Genomic DNA, 20392 nt, shown 5'->3' on the forward strand with positions numbered 1-20392 from the left:
GAGACTGTGTTGTGGTCTCGTGTTCGGGCGGGATAGGGTCTCGGTCATTCCGATGTGTTCCCTTCGTTATGACCCATGGTGCTGACCTGATTTCGCGATCCGACCCGTCCGAGGCGATGCCTCGATCGGGTCCGTGCAGGCCGCCCGGGATCGAAGGCCGGCCATGACATCCGACACCCTGCACGACGCGGCGCTTCACGACCCTCTGCTCGAGGCCTGGAGCGGCGATGTCCTTCCCTACGCGCGCCTGCGGGGCGAGGACGGTTCGCCGCAGGGCGTCCTGCACTGTGCGCTGCTCCATCGCGATTACGGCGTCGCGTTGCTGGACCTTGCCCCCGACGAGAAGCTGGACGCCGCTGAACGGTTCAGCCGCCTCCACCGCTACCTGTACCCTGATCAGCCCGTGCCGCCGGTCGTGTACCGCTCGCTCTCCCCGATGGACCTCTGGCGGCTGACCATCATCCTGGATTCCGCCTTCGCGCTTGAGCCGCCCCTGAAGGAGAGCGGTCCGGATTGGATGGAGCGCGCCCGCGAGCTGCTCGCCGGGGAGCCGGAACCACAGGCGGAAGCGGAACAACCGGAATTGCCGCCGCTGGCCATGCCGGCCCGGATCGAAGTGCCGGTCCCGGAATCAGACCCACCGGACGCCAGGTCCGAGGCGGGCGCTGGGGAGACCGTCGTACCCGCCATCCCGCGCCGGCGGCTCTCCGCGCTGCTTCTGCTGCCCGCCCTCGCGGCCGTTACGCTTCTCGCCGCGTTGCCCTGGCTTCGTGCGCCCCGGCCGGATGCCGGCGTGACGGCCGTGGGCACCGCGCCGCCCCGTGCGGAACCGGTGCAGTCCCTGGCCATGAAGGAACCGACGCCCGGCCAGGACGAGGTTCAGAACGGGGAGGTCCCGCCCGAGGAACCGCCAGCGGTGCCGGCGGCGATGCGCCCAGCGGGCCGGGCTCCCGGAGAGACCGACGGTATGGGCGACGGGCCAGCGCCGGAGAAGGTCGGCCCACGCCTCACCGCACTGCCGGCCCTGGCCGTCCCGCCGCCACCGCCCCTGCCTCCGCTGGAGCCGGTGCTGTCTGCGCCCGCCGGCCCGATGGCGGAACTGCTGGCGCCTTCCCTGGAGATGGCGGCCGCGCCGGCGGCACCCGAGGCCGAGCGGCCCACTCTCCCGCCGGTTCCGGATGCAGCGCCCGCTTGGCCGGCCTCCCCGCCGAATGTCGAGGCCCAGCCGCCCGTCCTTGGCTCGCTCCGGCTCCCCACCATTCCGGTGCTGGCCCCGGCGCCCCGGCCGGAGCCGGATACGCCGCCCTTGCCGCAAGCCCTCTCCCTGGTGGTCGTCCCGCCACAGCCTGTGGGAGCGGCTGCGCCGGCGGAGATCGTCCTCGCCGCTCCTCCTCCCGCGCCCGCGGCGCCCCCGCTGCCCGACGAGGCGATCAGGGCCGAGACGCCGGGCGAGGAAATCCGGCCTGAGGCCCGGGCGGAACCAGCAGCTCCTCCCGCCGGTTCCGATCCGGCGCTGCTCCAGCTCCTGCTGCGGCGGGGCGATGCGCTGCTGGCCCTGGGCGACGTCTCCGCGGCTCGGCTCTTCTACGAGCGGGCGGCGATGGCGGGGAGCAGCCCGGCGGCGGTGGCCATGGCACGCACCTACGATCCCGCGATCCTCGCGGAGCTGGGCGTGCGGGGGCTGCGCCCGGAGCGGGATGCCGCGATCGCCTGGTATCGCCGGGCCGTCGCGCTGGGCGGCAAGGAAGCGATCGGGCCGCTGGAACGCCTGGAAACTCAGGGCATGGTGCGATGACGAAGGAGCGTGAGATGGACCTGGCAGGCATGGCGCGGCGTGGCCTGCTGCTCGGGGCCGCGCTGGCCCCCTTCCGGCCGCTTCGCGCATCGGCGCAGGGGGCCGCCCCGCCCATGCCGCAGGGCGGCAGCCTCGCCGCCATGACCGCGCGCGCGAATGCCGGCACCGTCGGCATCGTCTCGGGCGGCGTGGACGGGACCTATATCCGCATCGCCGCCGACCTGGCCGCCGTGCTGGACGACGGGGAGCGCCTGCGCGTCCTGCCCATCGTCGGGCGGGGTTCCGTGCAGAACATCGCGGACATCATGTTCGTGCGTGGCATCGACATCGGCATCGTGCAGTCCGACGCGCTCGCCTATGTGCGCAGCCGGCGTCTGCTGCCGGGCGTGGGCCAGATGATCCAGTACATCGCCAAGCTCTATGACGAGGAGGTGCACCTGCTGGCCCGCGCCGATGTGGGAAGCGTGCAGGACCTGGCAGGCCAGCCGGTGAACGTGGACGTGCCGGGAAGCGGCACCTCGATGACGGCCTCCCTCATCTTCGACGCGCTCGGCATCGCGCCGAAGCTGGTCAACGACCCGCAGGACGTGGCGCTGGACCGGCTCCGGCGCGGAGAGATCGCGGCATTGGTCTATGTCGCGGGCAAGCCGGCCCGGCTCTTCTCCGGGATACCGCCCGAAGCCCGGCTGCACTTCCTCCGCCTGCCGATGACGCCCGCGCTGATCGAGACCTACCTGCCCGCGCGGCTTGGGCATGAGGAGTATCCCGGCCTGATCCCCGAAGGCACCGTGATGGAGACGCTCGCCGTGGGCGCCGTCATGGCGGTCTATGCCTGGGCGCCGGGGACGGAGCGGTTCCGCAAGGTGGCGGGCTTCGTCGATGCCTTCCATGGCCGGTTCGAGAGCTTCCTGCGCCCGCCGCGCCACCCGAAGTGGCGCGAGGTGAACCTAGAAGCCCAGGTTCCGGGATGGATCCGCTTCGATCCCGGCCGGGAACCGCCGCTTCCGCCCTACAGGCGGTAGCAGCGGCGGGGCGGGCCGGCGACCCGGGCAGCCTGCTTCCCGTTCAGGCCGCGGCCAGGGTGACGGCCTCGACCGTCAGGGCCTCGTCCGCGTCACGGTCCAGCGCCTCGATCCGCACCTCGGGCTTGCCGCAGGTCACCTTGCCGAAGGGGGAGCAGAAGGCCACCTCGGCCGCATCGCGCCCCACGCCCATCCGCACCAGCCCATCGGCCGCCGCCTTCCGGGTCGGGTCGAAGAGGAACCACGCGCCGCCTTCCGGCCCTTCCAGCCAGGCTTCCACGACCGCGTGGAAATCCGGCGGGGAGAGGCGCCAGGCATAGGCGCTGACGAAGCGCGCGGGGATGCCCAGCGCGCGGCAGAAGGCGATGGCGAGGTGCGAGAAGTCCCGGCACACGCCCTGGCGCTGCAGCAGCGTGTCGCGGGCGGAGGTGTGCTCGTCGCTACTGCCCGCCGTGTAGTCCAGGTGGTCGTGGATCCAGTTGCAGATCGCCGCCACACGGCCGTAGCCCTGGGGCAGGTGGCCGAACTCCTTCTGCGCGAAGGTCTGCAGCAGGTCGGACTCCACGTAGCGGCTCGGCAGCAGGTGCGTCATCACCTCGAGCGGGAGGCGGGCGGCCGGCATCTCCCGAACGGCCGCGGGATCCACCACCTCCGGCGCCAGGTCCACCACCGCCTCGTAGTGGACGGAGAGGTCGCCCTTCCCGGCGAGGACGCGGAAATAGCGGTTCCCGCTCTCCGGCATCACGAAGCGCTCGGCCTCCAGGTCCTGGGAGAGGGTCAGCCTCTCTTCCAGCACCTCCTGGCCGGGCCGGCGCTGGGCCTCGATGTTGAACACGAAGGGCGCGCAGCCCTCCTCCACCTCGTAGCCGAGGTCGCAGGACACCTTGTAGCGCATACGCTCATCTTCCCCACGGCGGTTCGGCACGGTGATCGTTCCGCCCGCAAATGAGCGTCCAAAACCCGGGATGCAGTCGCGGGTTGCAGCATGGCAGCCCCTACGGCCCCGCAACGATCCCGGTGGGCTCGTTAGGCGGGCCCGAAGCCCGCCAGTTCCCGCCACTCCGCCTCGGTCAGCGTCTTCAGCTCCAGCTCCGCCGCCTTCTTCGCCTTGGACCCGGCATCGGCGCCGATCACGACGAAGTCGGTCTTCTTGGAAACCGACTTCACCACCTTCGCCCCCAGCGCCTCCGCCCGCGCCTCGGCCTCCTGCCGCGTCATTGTCTCCAGGCTGCCGGTAAAGACGATCGACTTGCCGGAGAGCGCACCTTCGGCCACCGCCTCGGCCGGCTCGGGCGAGACCTCACGCAGCAGGTCGTCCAGCGCCTCCACGTTGCGCGTCTCGGAGAAGAAGCCCACCAACTCCTGCGCGATGGCGGGGCCGATGCCGATGATGCCGCCCAGGTCCTCCCGCGCCTCGCTGCCGATGATGCGCGCGTCCAGCATCGCCTGCCGCCAGGCCTCGGCCGTGTGGTAGTGGCGCGCCAGCAGCCGCGCGTTCTGCTCGCCGATGCGGCGGATGCCGAGCGCGAAGATGAAGCGCTCCAGGCTCACGCTCCGCCGCGCCTCGATGGCCGCCAGAAGGTTCTGCACCTTCTTGGACTCACCCTTGGCGGAGCCGCCCCAGCCCTTCCATCCCCGCAGGGTGGAGACGTGGTCCTTCACCCGGAAGATGTCGGCCGGCGTCTTCACCAGCCCTTCCTCGTGCAGCAGCACGATGTTCTCGATCCCCAGCCCCTCGATGTCCATCGCGTTGCGGGAGGCGAAGTGGATCAGTCGCTCCACCTGCTGCGCCGGGCAGATCAGCCCGCCCGTGCAGCGGCGCACCACCTCGCCCTCCGGACGCACGGCGGGGCTGCCGCATTCCGGGCAGACGGTGGGTGGCACCCAGGGCTCGCCGCGGCCTTCCCGCTCCGGATCCACCACGCGGATGATCTGCGGGATCACGTCGCCCGCGCGCTGCAATTCCACCGTGTCGCCCACGCGCGCGTCGCGGCGGGCCACCTCGTCCTCGTTGTGCAGCGTCGCGTGCTGCACCATCACGCCGCCGACGTTCACGGGCTGCATGATGGCCCGCGGGGTGAGGGCGCCGGTGCGGCCCACCTGGATCTGGATGTCCAGTAGCTTCGTCACCGCGCGCTCCGCCGGGAACTTCCAGGCGATGGCCCAGCGCGGGGCGCGGCCGACGAAGCCCAGCCGCGTCTGCCAATCCAGGCGATCGAGTTTGTAGACGACGCCGTCGATGTCGTATTCCAACCCCGCCCGGCGCTCCGCCATCCGTGCCTGGAAATCCGCCGAGGCGTTCTCGTCGTCCAGCAGGGTGGACAGCGGGTTCACCTGGAATCCCCAGCCCCGCAGGACGTCCAGATACCCCGAATGCGTCTCCGCCACCGGGGAGGAGGAGGTGCCCTGCGCGTAGGCGAAGAGCCGCAGTGGCCGACTGGCCGTGACCTTGGCATCGAGCTGCCGCAGCGAGCCCGCCGCCGCGTTGCGCGGGTTCACGGGGATGCGGACGGCCTCGCCCACCTTCTCCCCCGTCTCGCGGCGCAGCTCGCGCTCCTCAAACAGGCGGGTCTGCTCGGCGTGGAAGGCCAGGAAGTCGGCCTTCGTCATGAACACCTCGCCCCGCACTTCGATCCGCTCGGGGAAGGGCGCCTTCAGCTCCCGGGGCAGCTGATCGAGGGTCAGCAGGTTCTCCGTGATATCCTCGCCCACCGTGCCGTCGCCGCGCGTGGCGCCGCGCACGAAGCGGCCCTTCTCGTAAGTCAGGTTCACGGAGAGGCCGTCGATCTTCGGCTCCGCCACGAAGCGCAGCACCTCCTCCGCCGAAAGCCCGAGGAAGCGGCGGATGCGCGCCGCGAACTCCGCGAAGTCCTCCGGCGCGAAGGCGTTGTCCAGCGAGAGCATCGGCGTGCCGTGCCGCGCCTTGGCGAAGCCCGCCGCCGCCTCCTCGCCCACCTTGCGGGAGGGGGAGTCTGGCCGGACCAGATCGGGGAAGCGCGCCTCGATCGCCTGGTTGCGGCGGTAGAGCGCGTCGTACTCCGCGTCCGGCATGATCGGCGCGTCGTTCACGTGGTAGGCGCGGCTGGCCTCGTTGAGGCGGGCGGCCAGGGCCTCCAGCTCCCGCGCGGCCTCCGTCTCGTTCAGCTCCTCGGGCGGAAGGGCAGGGGAGGGGGTCTTCTCGGCCATGGGCGGGAGATAGCAGGGGCCGCCCCGGTGCGGAACGCGGCCCCCGGTCAACTTGCCGCCGATCGCGCGCTGCCGCGTTCTCCCGGCATGACGCCGCCGGTAGACTGGATCCGCCCCGCCAACCTGGAGGCCGCGCGCGCCGCGCAGCACGAGATCGCCGCCCGCGTTGAGACGGAGGACCGCCTGCCGGCTTCCCCTGCCCTGGTGGCCGGTGTGGACTGCGCCGGCGCCGCCCGCGGCGCGCCGGACCGGGTGCGCGCCATGGCCGTGCTGCTCTCCGCCCAGGCCCGCTCCCGCCCCCTCGCCACCGGGCTGGTGGAGGGCGCGCCCGCCTTCCCCTACATCCCCGGCTTCCTCGGCTTCCGGGAGATCCCCTTCGTCCTGGAAGCGGTGGGGAAGCTTCCGCAACGCCCTGACCTCGTTCTCGTGGACGGCCATGGCGTCAGCCACCCGCGCGGCTGCGGCATCGCCACCCATCTCGGCGTGGTGCTGGACCTGCCGACGATCGGGGTGGCCAAGTCGGTCCTCGTCGGCCGGCTTGAGGGAGAGCTGGGACTGGAGGCGGGCAGCACCGCGCCGCTGGTCTGGAAGGGGCGGCAGATCGCGACGGTGCTGCGGAGCAAGCGCGGCGTGCAGCCCCTGTTCGTCTCGACCGGGCATCGCGTGTCCGCGGAGACGGCGGTGCGGCTGGTGATGGAGTGGCTGGCCGGATACCGCCTGCCCGAGCCGACGCGGCTGGCCGACAGGCTGGCGGGAGAGGCGCGGCGCGCGGCGGAAGCAGGGGAAGGCTTGCTGTGACGAGAGCCCGGCCCCTTCGGCAGGGACCGGGCTCAGGAAGGCGACGGGCTGGGGGCGCTCAGCCGCCCTGGCTCGTCAGGTCGAAGTTCCAACCGGCCTTGCCGGCGCTGTCACCGGCCAGCGGTGTGCGGCTCTCCGTCCTCGGCCAGGCCTGCAGGGCCGCCGGCCCGGCGAGGTACTGGTCGTCCCCGCCGCGCGGCAGGTTCTGCGAGACGGAGGAGCCCGCGAGCGGCGTGCGCGCGGCGTCGCTCGCGGTCCAGGCCGGGAAGGCCGTGGGGCCGGCGATGTACAGGCCGTCGGCGCGGGTGGTGGCCGCGGTGGCGCCGGCCAGTGCGAGGGCGAAGAGCAGCCGGCCCACTCCGTTGATAATCGGCGCGGCAGCCCGGGATGCGATGGTGATCATGGTGACGCTTCTTCCCTGATTGATTTGGTTGCCCCGTTCTCTGCGGGTGAGGGGAAGTTGCCGCGCAAAGTTTTCCGTGCACACAGCCGGAGTTTTCCTAAACTTTCCGAAACGTTCCGGAAAGGATGCGCGGGCGGCGCGCCCGCGGCTCACTCCGGCACGCCCGCCTTCACCAACCCCTCGACGAAGGTCGGGCCATGCGCGAAGCCGGCCAGGTTTCGCCGCAGCACGCTGACATGGATCGGCGGGCCGACCTTGTTCCGCGCCTCGATGAAGTTCCGCGCCTCCTCCAGCAGCCCGAGATGCCCGCAGCAGCTGATTAGCGTGTTGTAGTGCCCGGGATACTCCGCGAAGGCGGCGACGGAGGAGCGCAGGAAGGGCAGCGCCTCCTCGAAGCGCCGCGCCCCGAGCAGGGCGAGGCCGTGGGTCGCGGTGTAGAGGCCGGAGAAGCTATCCGCCGGGCTCATCCGCACGGCCTGTCCGGTCCTCTCGACCGCCTCGTCGAACACCCCTGCGCGCAGCAGGCCCCAGCCGAGGAAGGTATGGCCCAGCGCGAAGTTCGGGTTGAGGTCGAGTGCCGCGCGCAGCTCCGCAATGGCCCGCTCGTGCTGGCGGCCCTCGCTGAGGCAGAGGCCGAGCGTCATCCGCGCCCAGGGCTCCGTAGGATCGAGCGCTACGGCCTCCTTCGCATGCAGCGCGGCCTGGTCGAAGCCCGCCCAGATGTCGTGCCACCAGTAGCAGCGCGCCGCCCACCACATGGCCCAGCCCAGCACCGCATGCGCCCGCGCGAAGCCGGGATCGATGCGGATCGCCTCCTGCAGCAGCGCCCGCGCCTCCTCGTTCTGCCGCCGCCCGATCCGGTTGATCAGCCCCATGGCGCGGACGGCGAGACCCCAGGCGTCGATACTCTCCGGCGGCCGGCTCGCGGCGCGGAACCCCTCCTCGGCGTAGAGGTGCGGCTCGATCGCGGCGACGACGTTGCGGGTGATCTCGTCCTGCACGGCGAAGATGTCGTGCAGCTCGCGGTCGTAGCGCTCCGCCCAGATGTGCTTGCCGAGCTCCGCCTCGACGAGCTGCGCGGTCACGCGGATGCGGGCGGCCGAGGTCCGCACGCTGCCTTCCAGCACGTAGTGGACCCCCAGCTCCTTCGCGACCTGGCGCACGTCCACGGCCCTTCCCTTGAAGGTGAAGCTCGAGTTGCGGGCGATGACGAAGAGCCAACGGAGGCGCGACAGCTCCGTGATCATGTCCTCGGTGATCCCGTCGGCGAAGACCTCCTGCTCGGGGTCCGTGCCCATGCTGGTGAAGGGCAGCACCGCGATGGAGGGCTTGTCGGGCCGGCGCGGCGGGGCGGGCACCGCCGCGGGGGAGGGTGCGTCCTCCGCCTCCTCCCCCGCATACCCCTCCGCGGGCATGGCGGGGCGCAGCCGCAGCCCCGTATGCCCCTCCACGATGGCGAGGGTCTTGTCGGAGAAGAGACCGACGAGGAGCTTGTCCACGGTGGACCGGCCGAGCTTCGTCCGGAAGGCGAACTCGTCGCGGGACATGTGCTCGCGGGCAATGTAGTCCCGGATGGCGCTCGTGATGCGCTTGCTGTCGTCCATCGTCGGGGAGCCTTCCCGATGGAGGCGGCATTCTGCCGGGCCGGGAACAGGATTGCACGCCCGGGATCGATAAGGGCCCGGCGGGCGGGCGATTAGCCCCGCCCGGCCGCGAGCCGCGCGAGGCCGGGCCCGGCCAGCAGGAAGCTGGAGGTCGCCTCCTCCCTCGCCCCTATGCCGCGGTGGAAGCGCAGGGCGAGTTCGTCTCCCTCGTCCGCGTCCCACCAGACGAAGGCGCCGCCCTCCCGAAGGGTCGCCTCCGCCACGGCGCCGACGAGCGCCCGCCCGAGCCCGCGCCGGCGCGAGGAGGGCAGCACATAGAGATCGTTCAGGAAGGTGCCCCAGCGGCTGGTCCCGCTGTCGTAGCAGGGGTGCGCGGTGGCGAAGCCCTGCGGCACCCCTTCGGGTGCCGCCACCAGCACCAGCGCGCGGGGATCGCCGATCAGGTCCCGCGCCACCCCTTCCGGCGTGATCAGGCCCGGCTCCAGCCCCGGCTCGTCGTTCAGGGCGCGCAGCATCCCTGCCAGGGCCGGGGCGTCCGCCGCCACGGCCCGGCGGATCACGCGGCGCCCGCCAGCAGCTCGTCCGCCGCCGCCCGGGCGGCCTCTGTCACCCGCTCGCCCGCCAGCATCCGCGCGATCTCCTCGCGCCGCGCCCCGGGCTCCAGCGGCGTCACCCGCGTCTCCGCGCGCTCGCCCCGCACGCCCTTGGCGACCTGGAAGTGCCGGTTGCCGCGCGCGGCCACCTGGGGGGAATGGGTCACCACCAGCACCTGCAGCCGCTCCGCCACGCGCGCCAGCCGGTCTCCCACCGCCGCCGCCGTCGCGCCGCCGATGCCGCTGTCCACCTCGTCGAACACCAGGGTCGGAACGGGCGAGCCGCGCGCCAGCACCACCTTCAGCGCCAGCATCAGGCGCGACAGCTCGCCGCCCGAGGCGATCTTCGCCAGCATCCCCGGCTTCTGTCCGGGATTCGTGGTGACAAGGAAGGTGACGCGGTCCTGCCCGTCCGGGCCCCAGCCCGTCTCCTCGCGCGGCGCGATCTCGATGTGCAGCCGGGCGCGCTCCAGCTTGAGCGGCGACAGCTCCTTCGCCACCGCCTTCTCCAGCTTCGCCGCGTGGTCGCGCCGTGCCTCGGTCAGCGCGCCGGCGGCCGCCGTGTAGGCCCCGCGCGCTTCCTTCGCCGCCGCGTCCAGCGCCGCCACCCGCCCGGTGCCCGCGTCCAGGTTCGCCAGCCGCTCCTTGAGCGAGGCCAGGTGCCCGGGCAGGTCCACCACCGCCACGAGGTGCTTCCGCGCGGCGGCACGCAGCGCGAAGAGGCGTTCCTCCACGCCCTCCAGCCGGCGCGGGTCGGACTGCACGTCGCTCGCCAGCCGCTCCAGCACGTTCTCCGCCTCCGCCAGCGCGTCCTGCGCGGCGGCCAGGGCGGTCAGGGCGTTGCCAACCTCCTCCGAGGGCGGGGTCAGCCGCTCCAGCGCCCGCGCGGCATTGCGCAGGGCCGCCGAGGGCGCCCCGCCGCCGCGCCGGTCCCGCGGCTGCAGCTCGGAAATCGCCGCGGCGATGGCCTCGGCCCGCCGCTCGCCGCCCTGCAGCGCCTGCCGCTCGGCCGCGAGCGCGTCCTCCTCGCCCTCCTGCGGGGCGAGGTCGGAGAGCTCCTCCACGGCGTGGCGCAGCCACTCCTCGTCGCGCTGGGCGGCGGCGATGGCCTCCTGCGCGTCCCGAAGTGCCCGCTCCGTGCCCTTCCAGGCACGGTAGGCCTCGGCCACGCGGCTGCGGCGGGGCTCCAGCCCGCCGAAGGCGTCCAGCAGCCCGGCGTGAGTGGCTGGATCGGCCAGCCCCACCTGGTCGTGCTGGCCCTGCACTTCCACCAGCAGCGCGCCCAGGCGGCGCAGCATCGCCACGCCCACCGGCTCGTCGTTGACGAAGGCGCGGGAGCGGCCATCGGCCGTCACGATGCGGCGGACGACGATCTCGTCCTCGGACTCGATGCCCTGCTCGGCCAGCAGCGCGTGGGCGGGGTGGCCGGCGGGCGGGTGGAATACCGCCACCACCCCGGCCTGGGCCTGCCCGGCGCGCACCATGCCCGCCTCGGCCCGTTGGCCGAGCGCGAGGCCGAGGCTGTCCAGCAGGATGGACTTGCCCGCGCCGGTCTCGCCGGTCAGCACCGAGAGGCCGGACCCGAAGGAAAGGTCCAGGCGCTCGATCAGCACCACGTCGCGGATGGAGAGGGAGGCGAGCACGCCCTAGAGCGGATCGCTGGAGGACGGACACGCCCGGAGGCGTGAATCCGCTCTGCTATGGAAAGGGCTGAGCATCGGGCCTGAACGCCTGCGAGTGACGGATGCTCAGAAGATGGTGTTGACCGCGCGGCGGAGGAAGCCCGGCCGGTTGCCTTCGGCCGATGGCGCGCCATCCACCAGCAGCGCGTAGCTGTCCTGGTACCAGGGGCTGCCGGGATAGTTGTGGCCGAGCACGGAGGCGGTCTTCTTCGCCTCTTCCGGCAGGCCGAGGGCGAGGTAGATCTCCGTCAGCCGGTACAGGGCCTCCGGCGTGTGGTTCGTGGTCTGGTAGTTCTCGACCACGCTGCGGAAGCGCCCGATGGCCGCGGCGTAGAGTCGCCGCTGCTCGTAGAAGCGCCCGATGTTCATCTCCTTGCCCGCAAGGTGGTCGCGCGCCAGGTCGATCTTCAGCCGGGCGTCGCGGGCGTAGGTGGAGTTGGGGAAGCGGTTCACCACGTCCTGCAGCGCCGCCATGGCCGTTTCCGTGCCCTGCTGGTCGCGCTGCGCGTCGGCGATCTGCTCGTAGTAGCACAGGGCGCGCAGGTAGTAGGCGTAGGCGATGTCCCGGTGGGCGGGGGAGAGCTGGATGAAGCGGTCCAGCTGCGCCAGCGCCTCCGTGTAGCGGTTGCGGGAGTATTCGGCGTAGCCGCTCATCAGCCGGGCGTTGGGGGCCCAGGTGGAGTAGGGGTGGTCGCGCTCCACCGCCTCGAAGAGCTGGACCGCCTGCGCGTAGCGCTCGGCCTTCAACGCCTCCAGCCCGGCCGCGTAGAGGGCCTCCGGCGACATGTCGGCGTAGCTCGCGCCGTTGACGCGGAGAGAGCTCTCCTTGCCGTCCCAGAAGTTCAGGCTCTCGCAGCCGCCCAGGGCCAGGGGGGCGAGCAGGAGGGGCAGGAGCGCGAGGCGGCGGATGGTCATGACGGCGGCTCTATAGCATGCACCCTGCCCGGCGCGACACCTCCGCAGGGCCGGTGTTACGTCCCGCCACCGCCCCGGAACGGGGCCGGGGCAGGGCGGAAAGGCTGGTCAGGCCGGCGCGGCCGCCATGGGAAGGCGGGCCGTGGCGCCCGCCAGGGCCGGCATCGGCACCGACTCGCCCGCCCAGCGCCAGGCGCGGGGATCGGCCAGGAGCGCGCGCAGCACGCGGTTGTTCAGCCCGTGGCCGGAGCGGTGCCCGCGGAAGCGGCCGCGCAGCGGGGCGCCGGCCAGGGCCAGGTCGCCCACCGCGTCCAGCAGCTTGTGGCGCACGAACTCGTCGGCGTGGCGCAGCCCGCCGGGGTTCACCACCAGCGGCCCGTCCACCACCACCGCATTGGCCAGCGAGCCGCCGCGGGCGAGGCCCACGGAACGGAGGCGGGCGATGTCCTCGGCCATGGTGAAGGTGCGGGCATCGGCCAGCACGGCGCGGAAGCCGTCTTCCGTGACGGGCATGGAGAGGGACTGGCGGCCGATGGCGGTGGCACCGAAATCGATGCTCAGCTCGGCCTCGAAGCCCGGGCCCTCGCCGGGGGAGAGCTCGGCCCAGGCGGCATCCGGGCCCTCGCCCTCCTGCACGCGCACGGTGCGGAGCACCTCGATGGCGCGCACGGGCGCGTCCAGCTCCACCAGCCCGGCACAATCCAGCAGGAAGACGAAGGGAGCGGAAGAGCCGTCCAGGATGGGGATCTCGGGCCCGTCTACCTCGACGGTGGCATCCGTCACGCCGAGGGCGGCGAGAGCGGCCATGACGTGCTCGATCGTACCGATCCGCGCCTCACCCTCGCCAATGGCGGTGCAGAGGCGGGTGTCGGTCACCTGATCGTGGCGGGCAGGGATCTCGACCCCGAGGTCGGAGCGGCGGAAAACGATGCCCTGGCCGGCCTCCGCCGGGTGCAGCGTCAACGAGGCGCGCGCGCCCGAGTGCAGACCCACGCCCACGCAGCCGATCGCGGACTTGAGGGTCCGGGCGCGGGCCGTGCCGATCGGGAAGAAACCGTCCATTTGGAACCCCGGATACATTCCGTGCCGGGATCAACGCTCCGGCGAGGCTGAAAATCGCACCGCAACAGGGACGGTTCCAGTCAAGCGTTGTTTCTCCGTATTTCGGCGCAAAGCCTTGAAATTGCCCACTTTTCTTCAACGAGAGAGGGCCTCGCCGGCATCCCGGCGAGGCCCTCCCGAAACCGTTCCACCCCCGGCACACGCCGGGAGCGTCGCCTCAGTTGCCCTGACGACGGAGGAAAGTGGGGATGTCCAGACCCATCCCGTCCTCCTGCGCCTGCGGGCGCTGGACCGGCGCGGAGGGGGCCTGCGGGGCCTCCGCCTGCTCCGGCAGGGTGCGGCGCATGCCGCCAATCCCGGTGGCGCGGCGGAAGATGCCGCCCAGCCCGCCGGCGGGCGCCGCGGCCGGGGCCTGCGGGGCGGGCGCCACGCGGGAGACCGGGGTGGCGTTCAGCGGCGGGGCGGCCACCGGCGCCATCGGCGCGGGGGCCGGGGCCTCGGCCAGGGGCTCCATCGGGGCGGTACCCGTCTCCACCGTCGCGCGGCGCATCGCCATGGGCATGCGCGGGCCGGCACTCGGCGCGGGGGCAACAACCGGGGCGCCGATGGGGGCGGCCTGGACAGGGGCCATGCCGGCCACGCGCGGCGCGCCGATCACCGGGGCAGGGCGGCCGGCGCCGGGCTGCACCACGGCCGGGCGCATGGCCGGGGCCTGCGGAGCGCCGGGCACGAAGCCCGCGGGGGCGCCGGCAGCCACGGCCGCGCCACCGCCGATCGCCACCACGCGGGGTGCCTCGGCCTGGACCTCCTGCTTCGCCTCAGACACCGCGTCGATGCCCGTGGCGACCACGGAGAGGCGCAGGCGGCCGTTCAGCGTCTCGTCCACGCTGGTGCCGAAGATGATGTTCGCGTCCTCGTCCACCTCGCGGCGGATGCGGTTCGCGGCCTCATCGACCTCGAACAGCGTCATGTCGTAGCCGCCGGTGATGTTGATCAGCACGCCGCGCGCGCCGCGCATGGAGGTGTCCTCCAGCAGCGGGTTGCTGATTGCGGCCTCGGCGGCCTTCACGGCGCGGTCGTCGCCCTCGGCCTCGCCCGTGCCCATCATCGCCTTGCCCATCTCCGCCATCACGGTGCGGATATCGGCGAAGTCGAGGTTCACGAGCCCGGGGTTGGTCATCAGGTCGGAGACGCCGCGCACGCCCATGTAGAGGACGTCGTCGGCCATCTTGAAGGCCTCGGCGAAGGTCGTCCGCTCATTGGCCTTACGGAAGAGGTTCTGGTTGGGGACGATGATCAGCGTATCGACGTACTGCTGCAGCTCCTCCAGCCCCTGCTCGGCGGAACGCCGGCGCTTCGGGCCCTCGAAGTCGAAGGGCTTCGTCACCACGCCGACCGTCAGCACGCCGCGCTCCCGCGCCATGCGGGCGATCACCGGCGCCGCCCCCGTGCCGGTACCGCCGCCCATGCCGGCGGTGATGAAGATCATGTGCACGCCCTCGAGGTGGCGGGCGAGGTCCTCGGTGGCCTCTTCCGCCGCCGCGCGCCCGATCTCGGGCTTCGCGCCGGCGCCCAGGCCCTGCGTCAGGTGCGGGCCGAGCTGCACGCGGCGCTCCGCGCGGCTGTTCACCAGCTGCTGCGCGTCGGTGTTGGCGACGAGGAACTCCACCCCGTCCAGCCCCATGCCGATCATGTTGTTCACCGCGTTGCAGCCCGCGCCGCCCACGCCGATGACCGTAATTCGCGGCGTGAAATCAGTGTGTTGCTGCCGCGGAATGGTCAAATTCAGCGTCATCGTTCTAGCCCCCTTCGAAGACGCGATGAAAACGAATCGCCCCCAGGCCCTTATGCATCACACCCGGTCCCGGAGCCAATTGACGAAACGCGCGAAAACGCTCCGCGATCCTTGTGAAGCGTCATCGAAATCCAGTGCCGGCCGCCCCTCTCCGCCGCCCCAGGCGACGAGGCCCAGCGTGGTCGCGAAGCCGGGCGCGTGAAAGGCCTCCGGCAGGCCGCGAACCGGGGCCGGGCGCCCCAGCCGCACCTGCCGCCCGAGGATCCGCGCCGCCGTCTCGCGCATGCCGACCAGCTGGCTCGCGCCGCCGGTCAGGACCACGCGCTGCCCTGCGTCCGGGCCCAGATGCGCCTCGGCCAGCCGGTCCCGCACGAGTTCCAGCGTCTCCTCCACCCGCGGGCGGATGATGGAGAGCATCTGGGCCCGCGGCACGCGGGACAGGCTCTCCCCGTCCTCCCCGATCTGGGAGAGGGAGAGCATCTCCCGCTCGTCCTCGATCGTACCGAACAGGCTGCCGTACATGGTCTTCAGCCGTTCCGCCTGATCGAGCGGGGTCGAGAGGCCGCGCGCCAGGTCGTTCGTCACCTGCCAGCCGCCCACCGGGACCTGGGCGGTGTGCAGCAGCAGGCCCTCATGCACCACCGCGAGGGTGGTGGTGCCGCCGCCCATGTCGATCACCGTCGCGCCCAGTTCCCGCTCGTCTTCCGCGAGGGCGGAGAGGGCTGCGGCATAGGGGGCGGAAACCGGCTCCTCCACCTCCAGGTCGCAGCGCAGCAATCCGGTGCCGAGGTTGCGGAGCGAGGCGGAGGCGGCGTCCACGATGTGCAGCCGCACGCCCAGGCTCTCGCCGATCATGCCGCGCGGGTCGGAAACGCCGGGGGTCGCGTCCAGGGTGAAGTTCAGGGGCAGGGCGTGGATCGCCTCCCGCCCTTCCTCGGCCATGCGGCGCCGGCCCTCATTCACCATGGCGCGCAGGTCGGCCTCGGTCACGGCGCGGCCGCCGATGGTCCACTGCACGTTGCGCTGCCGGCTGCCGGGCTGCCCGCAGGAGAGGTTGACGATGACGCCGGAGAGCTTGGTGTGCGCCATCTCCTCCGCATGGGCCACGGCGGCGCGGATGGCGCGCTCGGCCGCGGCCAGGTCGGTGATGTTGCCGCCCTTCACCCCGTGGCTGCGCTGCCAGCCATAGCCCAGGGCGCGGGGCAGCCCGTCCGGCTCGATCCGGGCGATGACGCAGACGATCTTCGTGCTGCCGATGTCCAGCACGCCGAAATTGCCGTTGCGCGCCCGGGGGTGACGCGGGCGGGCCGGCGGCAGGCCGGGCCCGGCGCCGTCGGGCACGCGCGCCACGGCGTTCACCCGTTCCTCCCGCGCGTGCGGGTCGAGGCCGGGGTCGCCGCGGGCTCCGCCGCGGAGGAGGGGGCGGGGCGCAGCACCAGCCGGTCCGGCAGGCGCAGGTCCACGGTCTGCATCGGGCGGTCCAGCAGCTGGTTCTGCCGCTGCAACTCCGCCAGGCGCTGGATGGCCGCCTCCTCATGCCCCTCGGGCAGCAGCACGTCCGTGCCGCTGTGCAGGCGAAGGTTCCAGCGGCGCTCCCCGATGCGGACCAGCGCCTGGGTGCGGGCCTTCACGTCCGGCGCGTCGCCGAGCAGGTCGAAGAGGGGGGCCGCGCTCTTCTCCGCCCCGGCGCCGACGATGAGCGGCAGGGGGCCGAAGGCGTCCAGCCGGTCCGTCGCCACCGTCCGGCCCTCGCGGTCCACGATCGCGAAGCGGCCGTTGTTCTGCCAGATGGCGAAGGGCTGCCGCTCCCTCACCTTCACCAGCACGAGGCCGGAGAGGTGGCGCTGCACCTCCGCCTCCTCGATCCAGGGAATGCTCTCCAGCCGCTCCCGCGCGCGGTCCGGGGAGAAGCCGAGAACCGGGTCGCCCACCCGCACGGACAGCGCCTGGCGGAGCTGCGCGGCCGGCGTATTGCGCGCGCCTTCCACCTTGATGTCGCTGACCACCAGTCCGCTGACCCGCGCGCCGAGGCTGGCCGTCGCGCCGTCCATGGCGGCGGAGAAGCGGCTGGCCGGATCGAGCTGGGCGACGCCGAGCGCCGCCACGCCGCAGAGCGCCAGCACCGCGCCGATCTTTGCCGCCGGCCGCAGCAGCGGCCGCTTGCGGCGCAGCCAGAGGCGCAGCGCGCTCGGCCGCACCGGCTCCGGCGGGGCCGGGCGGGCGCGGATGCCGGCCTGGAGCTTACGCGGCATCGCGCATCCCCTTCGGCCCGCGCTCCATCCCGTCATGCTGCGCCTGCTGTACCATCCAGGCGCAGAGCTCGGGGAAGGTGATGCCGCGATAGGCCGCCTGCTCCGGCACCAGCGAGGTCGGCGTCATGCCGGGCTGGGTGTTCACCTCCAGCAGCACCAACCCATCGGCGCCGGGGCGGCTATCGTCCCAGCGGAAGTCGCTGCGCGAGACGCCGCGGCAGCCCAGCGCCGCGTGGGCGGCCACCGCCACCTCCATCGCGCGCTGCGCCACCGCCTCCGGCACCCGCGCCGGGATGGTGTGGGCGGAACCGCCATCGGCGTATTTCGCGTCGTAGTCGTAGAAGGTGCGGCTGGTATCGATCTCCGTCACCGCCAGCGCCCGGTCCTCCATCACGGCCACCGTCAGTTCGCGGCCGGGGATGTAGGGCTCGGCGATGATCTCGCCCCACTGCCAGGTGGCCGCGATCTCCGCGCGCCGGTTGTCGCCGCTGCGCAGGATGTGGACGCCGACGGAGGAACCCTCCCGCACAGGCTTCACCACATAGGGGAAGGGCAGGGGATCGGCTTCCGCCAGCGCCGCCGCCTCAAGCAACCGGTGCGGCGCGACCGGCAGGCCCGCCGCCGCGAAGGCCGCCTTCGCGGTCGCCTTGTCCATGGCCATCGCCGAGGCGCGCAGCCCGGAATGGGTGTAGGGAATGCCCATCCAGTCCAGCACGCCCTGGATGGAGCCGTCCTCGCCGAAGCGGCCGTGCAGCGCGTTGAACACAACGTCCGGCCGCGTGGCCGTGATGCCCGCCACCACCGCGCCGAGGTCCGGCCCGGGATCGAAGGTCGCCACCTCGAACCCCGCCTCCCGCAGCGCCGCCGCGATCTCCCGCCCGGAGGAGAGGGAGACCTCCCGCTCGCTGGACAGGCCGCCCAGAAGGACCGTGACACGGGTCATGCCGCGCGCTCCCCGATGCGCTTGATTTCCCATTCCAGCGTGATGCCGGAATGCGCGAGGACGGCGGCGCGCACCGCCTCGCCCAGCTCCTCAAGATCGGCCGCCGTCGCGTCGCCGGTGTTGAGGAGGAAATTGCAGTGCTTCTCGCTCACCTGCGCGCCGCCGAGGGTCTTGCCCCGGCAGCCCGCGGCATCGACCAGCGCCCAGGCCTTGTGCCCTGCGGGGTTGGCGAAGGTGGATCCGCCGGTGCGCGCCCGGACGGGCTGCGTCGCCTCCCGGCTCTCGCGGATCTGGCCCATCCGCGCCGCGATCGCGTCCTTGTCGCCCGGGGTCGCGCGGAAGCGTGCCCGCACCACGATCCCGCCCGGCGGAAGCTGCGAGCGGCGGTAGGAAAGCCGCAGATCGGCCGCGCGCACGCGCAGCAGCCCGTCCACCGTGGCGATCTCCGCCCAGTCCAGCACGTCCGCCACCTCGGCCCCGTAGGCGCCGGCGTTCATCGCCACCGCGCCGCCGATGCTGCCGGGAATGCCGGAAAGGAATTCCAGCCCGGAGAGCCCGGCCGCCGCCGCGTGCTCCGCCACATTCGCGTCCAGCGCCGCGGCGCCCGCCACGATGCCGTCCGCCTCGACCTCCACGTCCCCAAAGCCGCGCGCGAGCCGCAGCACGATCCCGCGCACGCCGCCATCCCGCACGATGAGGTTGGAGGCCGCGCCCATCACTGTGATCGGAGCCTCCGCCCGCCGCAGCAGGCGCAGCAGGTCGTCCAGATCGGCCGGGCGCACCAGCCAATCCGCGTTGCCGCCCACGCGGAACCACGTCCCCGGCCCGAGCGGCGCATCCTTCTGGACACGGCCGCGCAGGGCGGGAAGCGGGCCTTCCGTCATGTGGACGGAAGCGCTCATGCCGCGCCCTTGATCCGGCGCGGGCCGCTCTTCGCCTGCAGCTCCGTCAGCTGCGCCGGCAGCGCGTGCGCCCAATTGGTGATGTTACCCGCGCCGAGGCAGACCACGTAGTCGCCGGGGCGCGCGATGGCGTGCACCATTTCCGCCAGGTGGTCGGGGGAGGGCAGGGGCACCACGGAGCGGTGGCCATGGGCGCGCAGCCCCTCCACCAGCCCGTCCTTGTCCCGCCCCTCGATCGGCTGCTCACCGGCGGCATAGACATCGGCCACGATCACCGTGCCGGCATCGTTCATGCAGGTGCAGAACTCGTCGAACAGCGCGTCCAGGCGGGAATAGCGGTGCGGCTGCACCACCGCGATCACGTCCTTCGCCCCGGCCTGCCGCGCGGCCTTGAGCACCGCCGCGATCTCCACGGGGTGGTGGCCGTAATCGTCGATCACCGTGATGTTGCTCGCCTGGCCGGCCACGGTGAAGCGGCGCTTCACGCCCTTGAACCCGGCCAGCGCCATGCGGATCGTCTCCTCCGGTACCTCCATCTCCACGCCGATGGCGATGGCCGCCAGGGCGTTCAGCACGTTGTGCTGGCCCAGCATCGGCAGGCGGAAGGGCTTGAGGTGCCGCGTGCGGCGGGAGAGGCGATCCTGCACCACCACGTCGAAGGTGGCGCCCATGCGGTCCGTGATCACCCGCTCCGCCCGCACATCCGCCTGGGGGGAGAAGCCGTAGGTGATGAGGCGGCGGTCCGAGAGGCGCGGGATCATCGCCTGCACCTCCGGGTGGTCGGCGCAGAGCACCGCGAAGCCGTAGAAGGGGATGTTGCCGACGAAGTTGGCGTAGCCCTCCTTCATGTTGTCGGCGTTGCCCCAGTGGTCCAGGTGCTCCGGGTCCATGTTCGTCACCACGGCGACCACGGCGGGAAGCTTCAGGAAGGATCCGTCACTCTCATCCGCCTCCACCACCATCCACTCGCCGGCGCCAAGCCGGGTGTTGGTGCCATAGGCGTTGACGATGCCGCCGTTGATCACGGTCGGGTCGATCTTCGCTGCCTCCAGCACGCAGGCGACGAGGGAGGTGGTGGTGGTCTTCCCGTGCGTGCCGCCGACGGCGATGGACCACTTCAGCCGCATCAGCTCCGCCAGCATCTCCGCGCGGCGCACCACGGGCAGGAAGCGCTTGCGGGCCTCCTGCACCTCCGGGTTGTCCTTCTTCACGGCGGAGGAGATGACGACCACCTGCGCCTCGCCGAGATTGGCGGCGTCGTGCCCGATGGAGACGGTGATCCCGGCCTCGCGCAGGCGGGTGACGTTGTAGCCCTCCGCGATGTCGCTGCCCTGGACCTGGTAGCCAAGGTTGTGCAGCACCTCGGCGATGCCCGACATGCCGATGCCGCCGATCCCGACGAAATGAATGGGGCCGATGTTCAGCGGCAGGGCGCGCATG

Annotated in this window: 17 protein-coding genes; 3 read left to right on the top strand and 14 right to left on the bottom strand. The window is 72.4% G+C overall.

From position 1 onward, the window contains the following. Positions 1-163: 163 nt before the first annotated feature. The gene (locus NRP21_RS20345; RefSeq protein WP_257718061.1) at positions 164-1795 is read left to right on the top strand and encodes an SEL1-like repeat protein; all 1632 of its coding nucleotides are present in this window, start codon (positions 164-166) and stop codon (positions 1793-1795) included. Next, complete coding sequence (locus NRP21_RS20350) at positions 1792-2817, top strand: TAXI family TRAP transporter solute-binding subunit (protein WP_257718062.1); 1026 nt, start codon at positions 1792-1794, stop codon at positions 2815-2817. The genes NRP21_RS20345 and NRP21_RS20350 overlap by 4 nt, the downstream gene beginning before the upstream one ends. 43 nt (positions 2818-2860) lie before the next feature. Here the strand turns inward: NRP21_RS20350 and NRP21_RS20355 are convergent, their stop codons facing one another. Together NRP21_RS20355 and ligA are read right to left on the bottom strand one after the other, a co-directional pair. Then, positions 2861-3742 carry a transglutaminase-like domain-containing protein gene (locus NRP21_RS20355; RefSeq protein WP_257718063.1) on the bottom strand — a complete coding sequence of 294 codons (882 nt, stop codon included), beginning with the start codon at positions 3740-3742 and terminating at the stop codon, positions 2861-2863. Positions 3743-3843: 101 nt separating this feature from the next. Continuing rightward, on the bottom strand, positions 3844-6003 hold the full coding sequence (gene ligA / locus NRP21_RS20360) for an NAD-dependent DNA ligase LigA (protein ID WP_257718064.1): 2160 nt from the start codon (positions 6001-6003) through the stop codon (positions 3844-3846). A 27-nt stretch (positions 6004-6030) separates the two neighbouring features. Here ligA and nfi point away from each other — a divergent pair, with 27 nt between their 5' ends. After that, positions 6031-6801, top strand: coding sequence for a deoxyribonuclease V (gene nfi, locus NRP21_RS20365; protein ID WP_257718065.1), 771 nt, complete (start codon positions 6031-6033; stop codon positions 6799-6801). A gap of 58 nt (positions 6802-6859) precedes the next feature. Here nfi and NRP21_RS20370 read toward each other — a convergent pair whose 3' ends face one another. The 12 genes from NRP21_RS20370 to murC all read right to left on the bottom strand — a co-directional run bounded on the left by NRP21_RS20370 (position 6860) and on the right by murC (position 20391). Continuing rightward, positions 6860-7204 carry a hypothetical protein gene (locus tag NRP21_RS20370; RefSeq protein WP_257718066.1) on the bottom strand — a complete coding sequence of 115 codons (345 nt, stop codon included), beginning with the start codon at positions 7202-7204 and terminating at the stop codon, positions 6860-6862. A 149-nt stretch (positions 7205-7353) separates the two neighbouring features. Beyond that, positions 7354-8808 (bottom strand): tetratricopeptide repeat protein, encoded by a 1455-nt coding sequence (locus tag NRP21_RS20375; protein WP_257718067.1) that lies wholly within the window; start codon positions 8806-8808, stop codon positions 7354-7356. Between the two features lie 92 nt (positions 8809-8900). Then, the gene (locus tag NRP21_RS20380) at positions 8901-9368 is read right to left on the bottom strand and encodes a GNAT family N-acetyltransferase (RefSeq protein WP_257718068.1); all 468 of its coding nucleotides are present in this window, start codon (positions 9366-9368) and stop codon (positions 8901-8903) included. Next, positions 9365-11044 carry a DNA repair protein RecN gene (gene recN, locus NRP21_RS20385; RefSeq protein ID WP_257718069.1) on the bottom strand — a complete coding sequence of 560 codons (1680 nt, stop codon included), beginning with the start codon at positions 11042-11044 and terminating at the stop codon, positions 9365-9367. Before recN ends, NRP21_RS20380 begins: the two co-directional genes overlap by 4 nt. Positions 11045-11149: 105 nt before the next feature. Beyond that, on the bottom strand, positions 11150-11998 hold the full coding sequence (locus NRP21_RS20390; RefSeq protein ID WP_257718070.1) for an outer membrane protein assembly factor BamD: 849 nt from the start codon (positions 11996-11998) through the stop codon (positions 11150-11152). 108 nt (positions 11999-12106) lie between these two features. Then, positions 12107-13060 (bottom strand): UDP-3-O-acyl-N-acetylglucosamine deacetylase, encoded by a 954-nt coding sequence (lpxC, locus tag NRP21_RS20395; RefSeq protein WP_257718071.1) that lies wholly within the window; start codon positions 13058-13060, stop codon positions 12107-12109. 217 nt (positions 13061-13277) lie between these two features. Next, a complete protein-coding gene (ftsZ, locus tag NRP21_RS20400) occupies positions 13278-14855 on the bottom strand; it encodes a cell division protein FtsZ (RefSeq protein WP_257718072.1) in 1578 nt (525 codons plus the stop codon). A 57-nt stretch (positions 14856-14912) separates the two neighbouring features. After that, positions 14913-16214, bottom strand: a complete 1302-nt coding sequence (ftsA, locus tag NRP21_RS20405) for a cell division protein FtsA (protein WP_257718073.1) — start codon at positions 16212-16214, stop codon at positions 14913-14915. Further along, positions 16211-17107 carry a cell division protein FtsQ/DivIB gene (locus NRP21_RS20410; RefSeq protein WP_257718074.1) on the bottom strand — a complete coding sequence of 299 codons (897 nt, stop codon included), beginning with the start codon at positions 17105-17107 and terminating at the stop codon, positions 16211-16213. The genes ftsA and NRP21_RS20410 overlap by 4 nt, the downstream gene beginning before the upstream one ends. Beyond that, on the bottom strand, positions 17097-18050 hold the full coding sequence (locus tag NRP21_RS20415; protein WP_257718075.1) for a D-alanine--D-alanine ligase: 954 nt from the start codon (positions 18048-18050) through the stop codon (positions 17097-17099). Before NRP21_RS20415 ends, NRP21_RS20410 begins: the two co-directional genes overlap by 11 nt. Next, on the bottom strand, positions 18047-18952 hold the full coding sequence (gene murB / locus NRP21_RS20420; RefSeq protein WP_257718076.1) for a UDP-N-acetylmuramate dehydrogenase: 906 nt from the start codon (positions 18950-18952) through the stop codon (positions 18047-18049). Before murB ends, NRP21_RS20415 begins: the two co-directional genes overlap by 4 nt. Further along, positions 18949-20391, bottom strand: a complete 1443-nt coding sequence (murC, locus tag NRP21_RS20425; protein ID WP_257718077.1) for a UDP-N-acetylmuramate--L-alanine ligase — start codon at positions 20389-20391, stop codon at positions 18949-18951. The genes murB and murC overlap by 4 nt, the downstream gene beginning before the upstream one ends. Position 20392: the final 1 nt, after the last annotated feature.

The sequence above is a fragment of the Roseomonas populi genome, from assembly GCF_024594815.1.
Lineage (GTDB): Bacteria > Pseudomonadota > Alphaproteobacteria > Acetobacterales > Acetobacteraceae > Roseomonas > Roseomonas populi.